Origin of the sequence: Cohnella sp. SGD-V74, assembly GCF_003001675.1 — a bacterium.
In the GTDB taxonomy this organism is placed as follows: domain Bacteria; phylum Bacillota; class Bacilli; order Paenibacillales; family Paenibacillaceae; genus Cohnella.
In genome coordinates, this window is the sequence record NZ_PVYW01000039.1 from 13,090 (window position 1) to 27,197 (window position 14,108).

General features: G+C 57.3%; 19 protein-coding genes. 12 read left to right on the top strand and 7 right to left on the bottom strand.

Features of this window, described 5'->3' with window-relative positions:
- Window positions 1-80 precede the first annotated feature (80 nt).
- The gene (gene yidD / locus B0G52_RS34705; protein ID WP_094051023.1) at window positions 81-323 is read right to left on the bottom strand and encodes a membrane protein insertion efficiency factor YidD; all 243 of its coding nucleotides are present in this window, start codon (window positions 321-323) and stop codon (window positions 81-83) included.
- On the bottom strand, window positions 320-763 hold the full coding sequence (locus B0G52_RS34710) for a Fur family transcriptional regulator (RefSeq protein ID WP_094051024.1): 444 nt from the start codon (window positions 761-763) through the stop codon (window positions 320-322). Before B0G52_RS34710 ends, yidD begins: the two co-directional genes overlap by 4 nt.
- 159 nt (window positions 764-922) lie before the next feature.
- Here B0G52_RS34710 and B0G52_RS34715 point away from each other — a divergent pair, with 159 nt between their 5' ends.
- A complete protein-coding gene (locus B0G52_RS34715) occupies window positions 923-1,174 on the top strand; it encodes a hypothetical protein (protein ID WP_198960786.1) in 252 nt (83 codons plus the stop codon).
- Between the two features lie 180 nt (window positions 1,175-1,354).
- On the opposite strand, the gene B0G52_RS34720 is transcribed toward B0G52_RS34715, so the two are convergent.
- Together B0G52_RS34720 and B0G52_RS34725 are read right to left on the bottom strand one after the other, a co-directional pair.
- On the bottom strand, window positions 1,355-1,555 hold the full coding sequence (locus B0G52_RS34720; protein ID WP_094051025.1) for a hypothetical protein: 201 nt from the start codon (window positions 1,553-1,555) through the stop codon (window positions 1,355-1,357).
- A 69-nt stretch (window positions 1,556-1,624) separates the two neighbouring features.
- A complete protein-coding gene (locus B0G52_RS34725; RefSeq protein ID WP_094051026.1) occupies window positions 1,625-2,086 on the bottom strand; it encodes a hypothetical protein in 462 nt (153 codons plus the stop codon).
- A gap of 168 nt (window positions 2,087-2,254) precedes the next feature.
- On the opposite strand from B0G52_RS34725, the gene B0G52_RS34730 reads away from it, so the two are divergent.
- From B0G52_RS34730 to B0G52_RS34755, 6 genes are all read left to right on the top strand, one after another.
- Complete coding sequence (locus B0G52_RS34730) at window positions 2,255-2,491, top strand: spore germination protein (RefSeq protein ID WP_094051027.1); 237 nt, start codon at window positions 2,255-2,257, stop codon at window positions 2,489-2,491.
- A 1-nt stretch (window position 2,492) separates the two neighbouring features.
- On the top strand, window positions 2,493-2,699 hold the full coding sequence (locus B0G52_RS34735; RefSeq protein ID WP_094051028.1) for a spore germination protein GerPB: 207 nt from the start codon (window positions 2,493-2,495) through the stop codon (window positions 2,697-2,699).
- A gap of 12 nt (window positions 2,700-2,711) precedes the next feature.
- Window positions 2,712-3,431: a spore germination protein GerPC gene (gene gerPC, locus B0G52_RS34740; protein ID WP_094051029.1), complete on the top strand. Its 720-nt coding sequence runs from the start codon at window positions 2,712-2,714 to the stop codon at window positions 3,429-3,431.
- A 5-nt stretch (window positions 3,432-3,436) separates the two neighbouring features.
- On the top strand, window positions 3,437-3,652 hold the full coding sequence (locus tag B0G52_RS34745; RefSeq protein ID WP_304441905.1) for a spore gernimation protein GerPD: 216 nt from the start codon (window positions 3,437-3,439) through the stop codon (window positions 3,650-3,652).
- A complete protein-coding gene (locus B0G52_RS34750; protein WP_094051030.1) occupies window positions 3,642-4,064 on the top strand; it encodes a spore germination protein GerPE in 423 nt (140 codons plus the stop codon). The genes B0G52_RS34745 and B0G52_RS34750 overlap by 11 nt, the downstream gene beginning before the upstream one ends.
- A 93-nt stretch (window positions 4,065-4,157) precedes the next feature.
- Window positions 4,158-4,289 (top strand): sporulation protein YjcZ, encoded by a 132-nt coding sequence (locus B0G52_RS34755; protein WP_094051031.1) that lies wholly within the window; start codon window positions 4,158-4,160, stop codon window positions 4,287-4,289.
- 73 nt (window positions 4,290-4,362) lie between these two features.
- Here B0G52_RS34755 and B0G52_RS34760 read toward each other — a convergent pair whose 3' ends face one another.
- A complete protein-coding gene (locus tag B0G52_RS34760) occupies window positions 4,363-5,697 on the bottom strand; it encodes a PucR family transcriptional regulator (RefSeq protein WP_094051032.1) in 1,335 nt (444 codons plus the stop codon).
- Between the two features lie 344 nt (window positions 5,698-6,041).
- Here B0G52_RS34760 and B0G52_RS34765 point away from each other — a divergent pair, with 344 nt between their 5' ends.
- From B0G52_RS34765 to B0G52_RS34785, 5 genes are all read left to right on the top strand, one after another.
- Entirely contained in the window at window positions 6,042-7,832 is a 1,791-nt protein-coding gene (locus B0G52_RS34765) for a sensor histidine kinase (RefSeq protein WP_094051033.1), read from the top strand.
- Window position 7,833: 1 nt separating this feature from the next.
- Window positions 7,834-9,447: a response regulator gene (locus tag B0G52_RS34770; RefSeq protein WP_094051034.1), complete on the top strand. Its 1,614-nt coding sequence runs from the start codon at window positions 7,834-7,836 to the stop codon at window positions 9,445-9,447.
- A 130-nt stretch (window positions 9,448-9,577) separates the two neighbouring features.
- Window positions 9,578-10,900, top strand: a complete 1,323-nt coding sequence (locus B0G52_RS34775) for an ABC transporter substrate-binding protein (protein WP_094051035.1) — start codon at window positions 9,578-9,580, stop codon at window positions 10,898-10,900.
- Between the two features lie 91 nt (window positions 10,901-10,991).
- Entirely contained in the window at window positions 10,992-11,873 is an 882-nt protein-coding gene (locus B0G52_RS34780; protein ID WP_094051036.1) for a carbohydrate ABC transporter permease, read from the top strand.
- Window positions 11,870-12,697 carry a carbohydrate ABC transporter permease gene (locus tag B0G52_RS34785; protein WP_094051037.1) on the top strand — a complete coding sequence of 276 codons (828 nt, stop codon included), beginning with the start codon at window positions 11,870-11,872 and terminating at the stop codon, window positions 12,695-12,697. The genes B0G52_RS34780 and B0G52_RS34785 overlap by 4 nt, the downstream gene beginning before the upstream one ends.
- Before the next feature lie 191 nt (window positions 12,698-12,888).
- On the opposite strand, the gene B0G52_RS34790 is transcribed toward B0G52_RS34785, so the two are convergent.
- Together B0G52_RS34790 and B0G52_RS34795 are read right to left on the bottom strand one after the other, a co-directional pair.
- Complete coding sequence (locus B0G52_RS34790) at window positions 12,889-13,491, bottom strand: zinc-ribbon domain-containing protein (protein ID WP_094051038.1); 603 nt, start codon at window positions 13,489-13,491, stop codon at window positions 12,889-12,891.
- A 290-nt stretch (window positions 13,492-13,781) separates the two neighbouring features.
- Window positions 13,782-14,108, bottom strand: a 327-nt coding sequence (locus tag B0G52_RS34795) for an IS3 family transposase (protein ID WP_158223549.1), incomplete at its 5' end; no start/stop codon positions are given.

Here is a 14,108-nt window from a genome sequence, read left to right on the forward strand (position 1 = left end):
CTCGGTGCTGAAAACCGAACTTTTTGAACTCTCATTGTAACACTCTTTCCGCAAAATATAACCGAACGGACGCCGTCGTGTCAAGTCGATTCCTGCTTCTTCCGCTCCGGAACGGGATCGAAGCCTCCGGGGTGGAAAGGATGGCATTTGCAGATCCGTTTAACGGCGAGGTAAGAGCCTTTGGCGGCGCCGTGCACCTCGATCGCCTCCAGCGCGTACGCCGAGCAGGTCGGCAGGAAGCGGCAGGTCGGCGGCTTCAGCGGAGAAATGAACTTGCGGTAGACGTGAATCGGCGCCTGCAGCGCGCGGCGGGCGACGCTCATCTCGCTTCCGGCACGGAGCCCGAAGCCGCCTCCCGGCAATCCCCGCAATACCCGAACACTTCGAATTTATGCTTCACGACTTCGAAGTCGCCCGGAACGTCGGTTTCCGTCATCGGACAAAATCGGATCGGCAGCGTCTTCTCGCATTGCAGGCAAATCATATGATGATGGTGATGCTGCTCTTCGCAGCTCAGCTTGAATTTGACTCCGTCTTCGAACACGACCTGCTCCACTACGTCCATATCCAGCAGCAGCCGCAAATTCCGGTACACCGTATCGAAGCTGAGCCCCGGATATACCCTCTGCATATGCTCGTACACTTCTTTGGGCGTCAAATAGCCGGGAGCGCCGTCGAACAATTTGACCATCGTCTTGCGCTGCTCCGTAATGCGCAGCCCGTTTCGGGACATCCTCTGCATGATGCGTTCCGTCGATCCCACGAGATACCCTCCCGCAACACTTTTATTCTTTTACTATGCAACAAACCCATTCTCCCGTCAAACCGCGCCAGATGTGGGCGAGCCCTTAGGCCTTCGAACAGGCAACCGGGAGCGGACGCCGTATAATGTACAACATCCCAAGGAAGGAGAATGATCTAAGTGTCCGATCGTCCAAAATGCAACAGCAAAGCCATTTTTGATCCACCGCAAACCGTATTCGAGGACTACTATCACCCGCAGCATGTCGATGTCGTTCATCAGATTCAAGTTATCAGACGCCATCACTGCGTCCCGGTTTATCACCATAAGACCAGCGTGTCCGTAAAAGACGTCTACTGCGGAGACTTCGAGGGCGTTAACGACCGCGAAGGCAACGTCAGCACGTCCAACTTGAGAAACAAACGCCGCTAAGCCTTCTCCGGTCGCCGGCCGCCCCGATCGCCGCCCCCGTCGCGCGGTCGGGGCGGCTCTTCGTCCCGGCGGTCGGGATCCTTTCCTGGCCTGCCGCGAAGAAATCGCTTCCATTATTCCTCATGCCAAAGAAGCCGCCCGCATCCGTTCGACCCGCGCGAGCGACCTCCGTCTCCCCGTTCAAGAGAACCACGTGTTCACCACGAGCACCATCGTCACGAAAGAGACCGCCGACAACCCCAAATAAATGCCGCCCTGACGCTTCTTCAATTGAAAAAAGCGCAGCACGCCCATGCTCAGAAACGAACCGATCATCGTAATGAAAATAACTCCCGCGATGAACAAACCGGGCGACACTTGCGATACGTCCGTGATTTCCACTGCCTTGCCCCCTTAACGAATGCCTGATCCGAAAGTCCGAATGCTGGTTTCCTCTAGCATTATAACGTTTTACGTCTCGATAAACAATTCGTATTCGGACTTTTCCGAAGGCCTCCGCTTAAAGCGGACGACAATGTGACGCTCCTTCTTCATGACGGCTTTGCCGGTCCGCGGGTAGACGAGACACGGGAACCGGATTACCCGCTTCTTGCCGCCCGGAAGCCCGCTTATTTTGAGCCGCTCCGAAGTCGTCGTCAGCTGCAAGGCGCGAACGTCGACCTCAGGCCCCAGCCGGATCGCGACCCTGACGTACTTCCCTTCCTGCCTCGTTTCGATCTGCACCGCCGCGCGCTCCGAGGCGCTCACCCCGGCTTTGGCGTTCTGCAGAAGCTTCTTTACATAATCGTTCATCCAGTTGGCGTCGCCCGCCCGATCCCAATTTTCCGCCAACTTCCACGGGATATCCTTGCCCAGCCACCTCCGAAGCTCTTGCCAATCCGGAAGCGGTCCGCTGTCGAAAAAAGATTTCAACGCCGTCTCCTCCCCGCCCGATACTCCGATAACCGGGCCGCCGCCCAGACACCTTCCTCCAGCATATGAAACCGGCCTCCCGGCCGTTCCCGCTCGGCTCGAGAGAACCTCTAGGCTCCTGCCTTCATACACTGTCTAAGAGCCTAGAGCGAAGGAGTCGTTATGCCTATGCCATGCATCGTCGGCAATGTCAAAATCTTGAGCGTCGGCGGCAGCGGCGTCGTCCAATTCGGCGACGCGATCCAAATCTCTCCTTCGAGCACCTCCAAAACCTATGCCGGAGCCGGCTCCTTCTTGACGGGAGATCTGTCGCGCACCAATAACGCCATCAGCGCCACGAACACGAACGATCCCGACGTGGTAGACTCCAACACGAACAGCATCGATACTGCGGGGGTGGTCTGATATGATCTGGAACGTGCAACAAACGATTACAATCGGCCAGCTCCGAATAGATGGCATTACGAACTCCTCCGTCCTGCAGATCGGAAGCGCGGGCAGCATTCAATCCTTGTCGCAGCTCTACAATACGGGCGGCTTCGCCGAGCCCGCTCCGGAGCTGAGCGAGGAACTCAACACCCTGTCGCTCGTACCTTTGCCGAATCCGACGTAAGAGAGAGGGGCAATGACGATGCAACCGCAACAGCCGCAGCCCAATCTGTGGAACGGCGTCTATCAGTCGGCCCAGCCCGGACTTCATCCGAACAACGGGCAAGCGGCCGTGCACCCGAATTCGTGGGCCGGCATGGCGCAGCGCCTGTATCAGGCGGAGGTCCGGCTTAAGCAGATGGCGGAGCAGATCGCCTCGCTGCAGAAGCAGCTTGACGAAGTGAAGAGCAAACCCCCTCTGCACGTCGAATATCACTTCGACCAGTTGAAGGTCAACCGCCTGGAAGGCACCCTGAACGTCGGCATCTCGCCGCAGGGCATTCAGGACGTCGAATCTCTGGAGACGCCCGGATTCGCCGGATGGAAAGCGGCGGCGGAAGGAAACGCCGACGCGGCGCTTCAGCCGATGCGCCAGCTTCAGCAGGAGATGGCCGCCTACATGGACGCCGAAGCTTACGGTGCGCTGACCGGATTGGAGCCGCAATTCGGAATTGTCCTGGGCGAAGAGCATCGCAGGCAGATCGTCGCAGACGTAAAGAAGCAGCTTAACGAACGCGTCCATTATTATGCCCGCTCCGAAGCCTACCCGTCCGCAGGGACGGAGGAGGAGAAGCGAAAATGGCGGGATTCGGTCAAAGAGAAAACGATGCGCGACGTTCAAGGCGCCTTCGCCGCTTATTTAAGCAAGCAGCAACAGCAGCAGCAACAGTTTCAACAGTCCGATAAAAGGGGGTGAGCAACTTGTCGTCGCCGCTGTCTCTTCACGTAACCAACGGCCCCGTATCCGTCGGCTGCATCAATCTTGTCGGAGTGTCCAGCTCGTCGGCGCTGCTGCTTGGCGACACCGAATCGATCACGCTATATTCTTACTTCGATACGCCCGCCGAATCGATGATCGTGTCTCCGATGGCTCCTTTGCCGCTGCCGGGAGGAGGAGAAGAACAAATTGAACCGTGACCCCAGAAGCACGACGCTGCTCTCGCTGTTCGTAAACACCGTCAGTTCGTCGGGAGTCGTGCACCTCGGAGACGGACAGGACACCAATATGGCTTCGCGGGCGCTCGCCGTGCAGCGGGCCATCGCGAATTTCCAGGACGACGAGTTTTTCTTCGAATCTTATCCGATCTTTTATTTGCCGCAGCCCGTTCCCGAAGCCGAAGTCCCCGTTCGCTTCCGGAGCGAATCGCCGTGGCCCACCCTGCAGGTAGGCTGCGTCTACGCGCTCGGGGTTTCCAGCTCTTCCACGTTTCGCGTCGGCTGCAGCGGCCCGGTGCAGGGCGTCACGAGAATCAAGCACATCCGCCACTTTAACAACCTCGTCGCTTCTCCAGCCGGGACATCCGCTGAAAATAGGGATTATTCGTCCTGACGGTACAAACGTACAGGATTCCATATGCCCCCCGTCATATGCTGACATTGTGATTCGCCATCACAAACACATCAATACGGGAGGTTTTCACTAATGGGTTATCCGGTAGCAGGTGCGGCAGGTTGCGGTTGCGGGCCGACTCACGGCGGCGGTTACTTCGGAACGGCTGCATTCGCCCTGGTTCTGTTCATTTTGTTGGTTATCATCCTTCGCGCGGGATATTAATCGAGCCGTCGCAAAATAAACGTACGTCCCCGCACACCATGCGGGGACGTACGTTTATTTGCCGTCGGGGCGCTCAGTTCGGCGCGGAGCTTGGCGTGATCTGGCCGAGCTTCAGCGCCAGATGAAGCTGGAGCCGGTCTTCCGGGTCGTCGAGGGAGACGCCCAGAATCGCCTGCACCTTCTCCAGCCGGTAGACGATCGTGTTATAGTGGGCGAACAGCCTTTCGGAAGTGAGCTTGATGTTCCCGTTGCAGCGGAAAAACATTTCCAGCGTCTCCATCAGCCTCCCCCCTCCCTTGCGATCCGCCAGTTGAAGCGGCAGCGAATATCGGTTGAGGAACTGCTCCCGCTCTTCCCCGGAAGGGATCAAATACAAGAGGGAATACACCCCCAGTTTATCGTAAGCAATGACCTCGCCCGGAAGCGCGCACACTTCGGCCACTTGACGGGCGTGCTTGGCCTGCGTCCAGCTTCCCTGCAAGCCGTCCGGCCGGTGCGCCGCCCTCCCCGCGTACAGCTTCAGCTCGGGTTCCCCGAGATGCTCCTTCAGACTGTCCAGCAGCTCGGTTAACGCGGCGAACAGCGCAGACTCGCGTTCACCCTCGGCCAGCTTCTCCTGCGGAATCGACAGCACGGCGGCCAAGTCTTCGCCCACGGGCGCGACGAGCAGCCCTTCGGCTGTGCGCCCCCGTTCCGAGCGAAGCAGGCGGCACGCCTCCCGCAGGCGATCCGCCGAACCGTCGGCCTCGGGCAATCCGATCAGCGCGGCGACGAGCGCCGTTCCGTCCGGAATCAGACAGCCGCACACTTCGGCCCTCAGCTTCCAATCCGCCTCGGAGACGATTTTCCCCGTGAGCCAGTCGTGCAGAAACTGGTCCAAATATTTGTCTTCCACTTCGCGAACGGCTTCCACATTGGCCAGTTCCATGCCGACCAGCGAAGCCAGCCGATCGATGCTGAGCTTGTCGAGCGGTCTCAGCTCGCGCTTGTGCTCGACCGCCGCCAAGTAGGACTGCTTCGTCTTCTGCTCCGGAATCGGCTTAACGTAGACGCGGACGGAATTCGTCAACGGAACGTATCCTTCGCCCGCCCCCCGGTCGAGCTGCCGGTAAGTAAGCGATTGAAGGAGCGGCCATATTTCCGTCGGTTCCGTATCCCTGAGCCCGCGGGACAGCCAAGCTTTGTCGTGCTCCCGGACGACGACGACCGGATTGTCCAGCATCGCTTCCATTTCGTCCAAAATCGCGTACAGGCCTCTCCCCTCCAACAGCAACGCCGTCAGCTTGCGCAGACGCCCGTTAAGCTCGGTCAGCATCGCGTTGCCTTGAAGTACCGTCCGTTCCATAACGCCGGACGAAAGATCCTCCCGATGATCGATGTACGTTTCTTTGCGCGGCATGATGGTCATGAAGCTTGCCTCCTTCTATTACAAAGCGCCACATAATATAACATTGACAGTCGAAATCCAGCACCCAACAACTTAACTAACTATATATGTTATATATTATAACATAATAATCGAAATGTCTTTATCCGGTTTTACTAAAAAGTAAGGAAATCGTTGATAGATTTGTCCTAAATCGAAAAAAAGCCTCGTTTTAGCTAAGTCACATTACTTAACGCAGCCTGAATTCGAATAGTACGACGCACGATTTCCTCCGCCTTTCCCTCGCACCTCCATCTTGTCGAATAAAAGAAAACAAGCTATCGTATACGATATTCCATACCACTCGAAGGAATGAGGGAAACCCTTTGCCCCGAAGCTCGATGCCGCTCTATCGCAGAAGATGGAAGTTCTCGACCGTCCTGCTCGTTTCGTTCGTCATTATGATATCGCTTCCAATTTCCTTGATCGCCGCGTACTCTGTCCGTTCCTTCAACACGATCCTGCTGGACAATGCCAGTTCCAGAGCGATGCAGACGCTGGAACAAATTTCGTATACGGTCGATTCCAAGCTGCGGCTGATGAAAAACACGATCGCCACGATCGCCAACGACCGCGAAATTATCGCCGCCGCATCGGCGGCCCGCTTCTCCGCAGCGCGCCAGGAACAGCTCGAACAGAGCAGGAAACTGGAGTCTACCCTGCACAGCTATTTTCACTACACGCCGGATGTCCAATCGGTGTTGTTCACTTTCCGCGGCGGAGGCGTCGACAACTACAAGCGCAACTTGGCGATCGACGAGGCAACGATGCGCGGCCAGGATTGGTATCGCAACGTTCTGCTAAGCCCGAACAAAGTGCACATCATGGGAGCCGAGACGAACGCAAGCCTGTTCGGCGGGAACCGCTACATCAGCTTGGCGGTGGCCCCGAACTACAGCATCCCCCTGTTCGGCGTCGAAACGATCTACTTCGTCTTCCACGTCAGAGAGATTGCCGAGCTGCTCAAGACGGAAGTCAGCGACGCCGGCGACAGCTTCGTCCTGGACGCATCCGGCAGCGTCATTGCTTCGACCGACGCCGAGGCGATGGACCGGGGCATCGCGGACAATCCGCATTACCGAAGAGCGCTGGAAGGCGGCAGCGGCCACTACGTCGAGACGATCGACGGACAGCAATCGTTCGTCGTCTACCGCTTGTCGGAGCAAGGATTCAAATACATCCAGGTGTATTCCTACGCCGGCATGCTGGAGCAGACCAACGCCACGTACAGACGCATCCTCGTCATGTCCGCGGCCGCCCTGCTCGTGTTTCTGTTCGTCTCTTACTGGCTTGTTCGCAGCATCGTCAAACCTCTTGGAACGCTGGTCAACCAGATGGCCGCCGTCAAGACGGGCAACTTGAAAGCGAACATCAAGGAGTCCGGCCCCGTCGAGACGTACGTGCTTGGCGTTACCTTCAACGAGATGGTCGCGCAGCTCAAAGCGTCGATCCGCGAGATCGAGGACAAGGAGACGCAGAAGCGGCTGGCGGAGATCGCGGCTCTGCAATCGCAGATCAATCCTCACTTCCTGCTCAACACGCTGAACACGATCAAGCTGATGGCCGGTCTCTCTAAAGCTCCCAATATCCAGAAAATGACCGAGGCGTTAACGAAGCTGCTGTCTTCCGCCTTTAACCGCGGAGGCGCGTACACGAGCGTGGAGGAAGAGATCAAGCTGCTGGACTATTACGTTCAGATCATGAAAATCCGTTACGGGGACCGGTTCGACGTCGTATACGACTTCCCGCCCGGTACGCGTTCGCTCCGCATGCTGAAGCTGCTGCTTCAGCCAATCGTCGAGAACGCGATTATCCACGGCGTGCACGAGCGGGAATCGAGAGGAACGATCCGCATCGCCGGCGAAATCCGCCGCGACAACGTCTTCGCGATCTCCGTCGGCGATGACGGAAGGGGAATGAGCCCCGACGTTCGCAACGCTCTGCTGAACCAAGCCGACGCCTATGAACGGATGAGCTTTAACGGCATCGGATTGCGGAACGTTCACGACAGGCTGACGCTGAATTACGGGACGCCTTTCGGACTGTCGATCGCAAGCGAGCCGCTCAAGGGCACGATCGTCACGCTCGCGCTTCCCGTGCTAAGAGAGGAGAACTGATATGTTAAGAGTCATGATCGTCGACGACGAACCGATATACCGGCTGGCGCTGAGAGAATTGATCCGCTGGGAGGATTACGGCTGCGAGATCGCGGCGGAAGCTTCGAACGGACTGGACGCCTTGCGCATGGTTTCTTCCCGCCGCATCGATCTGGTCGTCGTCGATGTCCAGATGCCGATTATGTCCGGTCTGGAGTTTCTGAAGAAGCTGAGATCGTCGCCCGAGGGGCAGGACACCGCAGTCATCGTACTCAGCGCCTATTCCCAGTTCGAATACGTTCGGGAGGCATTCATGCACGGCGTCCACGACTATATGATCAAAGAAGATTTGAACGCGGAGCATGTCGGGGAAATCATCGGCAAAACGGTCGGCAAAATCGGCGAAGCCAACCATCTCCGGGAACGCCGGCAGCTCGAAAGCCTGGCCCTCGAGGAAGCGCGCAGAGAAGAAGCGCTGCTTGCCCTCGTCCGTCCCGACGCCGCCCCCGGTGCCGAAGCTTCTCCGGCTCCCGAATGGCTCGCCTCCGCGGACAGCGGCATGCCGTTTCTCTGCTGTCTGCTCGTCGATCGAGATGCCTCGGGCGAATCCGGCGAGATGGACAAGACGCGAAGCCGGATGATCGCGCACTCGATTCGCCAGGCTTCCGCGAACTATCGCATCGAGCCGACGATCGCCCGCATCGCTTCACGGGAGTACGCCCTGCTGCTTCCCGTGCCCGGCCGCCTCGGAGAGCTGCAAGCCCGCGAAGCCGTCGCGGAATTGGCGGGCAGAATCATCAGCCAGATCCGGGATTACTTGAACCTGGAAGCCACGCTGGGCTTGCTTCGCGCCGGCGCTGGCGCAGCCGCGTGGCAGGAACGCTACGGCGAAGCTCGGCATTTGGCGCGGACGCGCTTCTACCTCGGCTCGGGACGCGCCTACTTCGAAGAGGACGTCAGCGCCTATTCGCGGCAGCTGGCCGCTCCGATCTGGGACGTCCCGGAAATTTTGCGCTGCCTGGAAGCCGGACGAACCGATTGGACCGGACCGCTCGAAGACGGCATGAACAAGCTCGCCGGCTCGTGCGGCGTTCCCGTGGAGACGGCGGCGCAGGAATATCGCTCCCTGCTCTGGGAGATCGGCTCTCTGCTCCATTCCAGAGGACTGAGCTGGGCCGAGCTGGGCGAACCGCAGTCCCCGCTCGAGCGAGTCGGACATTTCGAGCATTCCCGCCCGCTGAACGTGTGGCTCGGCTCGCTGATTCGCGCCGTCCACGACGCGATCGATCCGAAGAAACGGATTCTCGAAACTTCCCCTCCGCTCGTCGACAAAGTGAAAAAGTGGATCGACCGGCACTATCAGGAGCCGATTTCGCTGGCGAGCGCAAGCGAAGCGGCCGGCATCAGCGAGAGCTACCTGAGCAAGATTTTCGCCAAGGAAACGGGAGAAACGTTCGTCGAATACGTCATGAAAACCCGCGTGGAGAAAGCGATTCTGTTCATGGGCAGCGGCATGAAAATCTACGAGATCGCCGAGAAGGTCGGCTATCCGAATCAGGGCCATTTCAGCAAAATTTTCAAGAAGGTAACGGGCAAGACGCCGCTCGAATATCGCGAGCAGCTGTTTTCCAAGTGAGTCCCTTCGCTCCGCCCGAGGATAAAAAGAGAGAAAAAAAGAACAAGGATTGACATGGGAAAGCGCCTCCATAGCCGATAAAATACAACTCGAAAGCGATTACATCATTCCATTACGGAGGTCTGCAAAGATGAAAAAGAGAAACAGGGTCACGCTGGCGCTCGCTTCCGCACTGGCCGCAACTACGCTGCTGTCCGCCTGCGGAGGCAACAACGGCGGCGAAGCTTCGCCAAGTCCGGCGGCATCCGGAGCGAGCTCGTCTCCGGCCGCCAGCAAAGAGAAAGTGACGCTTAAGATGGCCATCTGGGACGTCAACAACGACTTTCTCACCTATCTCGACGAGAAAGTGAAAGAGTATTCGAGCGTCGCTCCGAACGTCACCGTCGAGCTCGAGACGTTCAAGTCCGACGGAGACTACCTGCAGGCGATGAAGGTGCGGGCGACGGGCAACGAGCTCCCCGACGTCATGGGCTTGAAGCCAAACTGGCTGTACGACTTCCGGGAGCAGCTTATCCCGCTGGACGGAGAAGCTTACTTGGCCCAGAACCAATACGCCGACAAGTTCGCGATCGACGGCAAAACGTACGCCGTCCCGATGATGGCATTCCCCGAGCTCGTTTACTACCGTCCGAGCATTTTCCAGGAACTGAATTTGCAGGCGCCGACGACTTGGCCGCAGTTCCTCGAGCTGCTGCAGAACATCAAGGACAACAGCAAATACATCCCGTACGCTATGGGAGGCAAGGACGCTTGGCCGAACTATCCGTTTAACGAGTTCCTTCCCCAGCTCGTCTCCGGAGCCGAATCCTATCTGAGCGATATGGCCAAGGACGACAGTCCGTTCGCGGAGGGCAAGCCTTTCTTCGAATCGTACAAACAGATCGAAGAACTGTACGCCCTCGACGTGATGGGACCCGACCCGCTCGGCATCGGCTGGGATCAGGCGACCGATCTGTTCTCGTCCAAGCAGGCGGCCGTCATCGCGGCGGGACTGTGGTTCGCTCCGACATACGAAGCCAAGGTCGGCAGTATCGACGATCTGGCCGCCTTCCCGATGCCTTACCGCCTCGACGAGAGCGAGCCGCTTAAGCTGATGATGTTCACCGACCATTTCTACGGCATTACGAGCGGATCGGACCATCAGGAAGAAGCGAAGCAGTTCCTGAACTGGTTCTTCTCCCCGGACGTGTACCAGACGTATATCGACGCGCAGAAGCTGGTATCCACATTCGAAGGCGTGGAATCGAACGTGCCGTTCCTGAAAGCGTTCTATGCCGACAACCAGAACGAGACGTTCAGCTATATCCCGGGAGACGCCGAATACACCCGGATCACGAACGCGATCCAGCTCGACGTGAAAGCGATCGGCCAGGATATGATGGCCGGCAAGAAGGTCGAAGACATTTTGCCCGCCCTGAACGACAAGTGGGCGAAAGCGAAAGCTTCCAAGTAATCCGACGCTCCGGTCCCTGATCGATAAGCGCAATTTTACGACACGGGGCTGTCCTGGCAAGGACGGCCCCGATCATTAAGGGGATTGTCTTATGAGTTATTCGATGCAGAAGAGACTGGTCGTCGTCTCGTTCCTGTTCATACCCGTGGCGCTGCTCCTCCTGTTCCTCCTATACCCGTCGCTCAGACTGCTGCAATTCAGCCTGACGGATTGGAACGGAATGAGCAAGAGCTTCAACTACGTCGGATTCGACAACTACGTGGAGGCTTTCCGCAATCCCGACGTATGGAAGGCGCTGTCCAACAACTTTCTGTATTTCGGCATCCACGCGGCGTTTATCCCGCTCGAGGTGATGCTGGCCGTATTCCTGAACAACAAAATGCGCGCAAGCCGCTTTTTCCGCTCTATCGTCTTTATGCCTTACATTTTGAACGGCGTAGCCGTCGCCTATCTGTTCAGCTTCCTGTACAACCCGATCAACGGCCCGATCAACGCGCTGCTCGAAGCGGTCGGCCTGGAAAGCTGGATTCGGAACTGGCTCAGCGACAAGAGCATCGTCAACTATTCGCTCGTCGTCGTCTCGCTATGGAGATTCAGCGGGCTTCACGTCGTGCTGTTCCTTGCCGGACTGCAGTCGATTCCAAACGACCTGTACGAAGCGGCAACGATCGACGGGGCGGGACCGCTCAAGAAATTCGTCCACATTACGCTGCCCGGCATCTCGCGGGTGATGGAGATCGTCTTGTTCCTGAACGTCAGGGGCGCTCTGCAAGTGTTCGACATTCCGTTTCTGATGACGCAGGGCGGGCCCGGACTTGCGAGCACCACCTTTACGGTATATACGATCCAGACGGCTTTCAAGTATAACAACTACGGGCTCGCCTCGTCGCTAGCCGTCATTCTGATGCTCATGATCATCGTCTTCAGCTACTTGCAGGGACGATTGTTCAAAGGGAAAGGAGAATCGTCATGAACGTTCGGACGCGCTCCCTTCCGCTGCTCTATCTGCTGTTCGCGGCTATTACCGCCGTCGTGCTGTTTCCGATCGCTATCAACGTCATGACCGCATTCAAGACGCCGGGGGACCTGATGAGCTCCTCTCCGCTCTCGCTGCCGAAGCAGTGGAGCTTCGGCAACCTGAAGACGGCGTTCGAAAAAGGCAACATGCTCGTCGGCTTCCGCAACACCGGCATTCTCGTCTTTGTCAGCGTGTTCCTGAACACGATTCTCGGGGCGATGACGGCCTACGTGCTGAACCGTTTTAATTTTCGGCTGAAAAAGCTCGTCATGGGCATGTTCATCGTCGCCATGGTCGTGCCGTTCTACACGACGGAGGTCGCGAGGTTCCAGATTATCAAAGGACTCGGCCTGTACGACTCGCTCGGAGCGCCGCTGCTCATCTACGCGGGCACCGATCTGCTGCAAATTTTCATCTTCCTGCAGTTTATCGAGAAAATCTCCGCACAGCTCGACGAAAGCGCGATGATCGACGGCGCCTCGTACGTCGGCATCTTCACGAGAATCATCTTCCCGCTGCTGCTGCCGGCTTCCGCCACGCTCGGCATCATCAAGGCGGTCGACATCATGAACGACATGTACATTCCTTATCTGTACATGCCGTCGAAAAGCCTCCACACGCTGTCGACCTCGCTCATGACGTTCGTCGGCCAGCGCGCCTCCAGCTTCGAACAGCTGTCGGCGGCGATTCTCATCGTGCTGATCCCGACGCTGCTGCTGTACCTGTTCCTGCAAAGGTACGTCTTCTCCGGCATTACCGCCGGTGCGGTCAAAGAATAGAAAAACAAGCCTTCGTCCGGATGAACTCCGGTGAAGGCTTGTTTTTTGCGAAGACCAGCGCTGTATTGGCCAGCGGGTATCGGCTGCTTTGAGGCAGTCCCGGGCTCGTTACTCGTTTTTTCAAGTATTGTCCGTCGTCCATCGCGGCCGGCTCAAGCGGCGAGACCCTCCGGTCAACGCGCGACGCAAGCTTACGCGCGGGTCGATTGCCCGCAAGCCGGGCAGAAATGGCTGTCCGCGTAGAGCGGGGTGCCGCAGCTATTGCAAATCTGCCGCTGATCTACGCGAGGCGATTCTTCTTCCGCCGATATCGCCGCATCTGACACATCCGGCGAATCCGATGCCTCTGCAGCCTCAGACGTTTCCGCTCCATGCGGCTCTTCCGGCACATGCAGATCGACCTGGATCGGTTCCTTCTCGACGACAGGAGGCGGGAAGGCGTGGCCGCACGAAGGACAGAATCTCGTCTCCTCGGACACACGCTTGCCGCATGATTCGCAGTCCTTCTCGTTGCGGATCGCTTTGATTCTGGCGTCCAGCCCGGCGATCTCTTCCCGAATCGCAGAAATCTCCTCGCACTTCGGTCTCACCTGATCTTCCGAGGCGGACAGGTCTTTCGCCAAGTAAGCTTCGTATACGGCTTCGCCGATCGCGGCGTACAATTTATCGATATCTTTGCGCTTGCCGGAGATTTGATTGTTCAGTTTGGTGATCTCCACGGTCTGCTGCGCTTTCTCCGTTGCCGTCGTTACCCCTTTGCTGACCGTATCCGTAATTTTTTTAAAAAAACTCATCCCAATCTCTCCTCTCTATAGCCTATATTATCTCATACGTCGACAAATTTACATGGTTCCAACCGCTTATTCCAGAACAATCCCGCGAGCGGCGGCGCAACGAGGAACAACGTCCCCCTTCTCCTCGTTTCGTCTCCTCTTCTCCTTTCTTCCCTTTCACGCTATCCCCTTCCGTCAGTCCGTCTGCTTCTCCCGTTCCACTTTTCTCTCCTTTTGTCGCTATCCCCTTCCGTCAGTCCGTCTACTTCCTTTCCCGTTCCATGGATTGTCAACACGAAATCGGACAGATTTTATGAGGGCAACCGCCGAGCTTCAACAGGCGTCCGATAATCAAGTGTCCCGTGAATGCGGTGATGATTGAACCAGTGAACGTAATCATCAAGTTCCAGCTTCAGTTGTTGAAGATTTTGAAAATGTCGTTGGTTGAAAAACTCCGTCTTGAAAATCTTAAACGTTGCTTCGGCAACTGCATTATCGTGAGGGCAGCCTTTATTGCTCAGCGAGCGCTTAATTTCGAAGGTTTCCAGCGCCTCGGAAATGAGCTTGTTATCGAACTCACTCCCGCGATCGGTATGAAACATCTTGATGCGATCCAGACGCCCAGACACGCTTGCAAT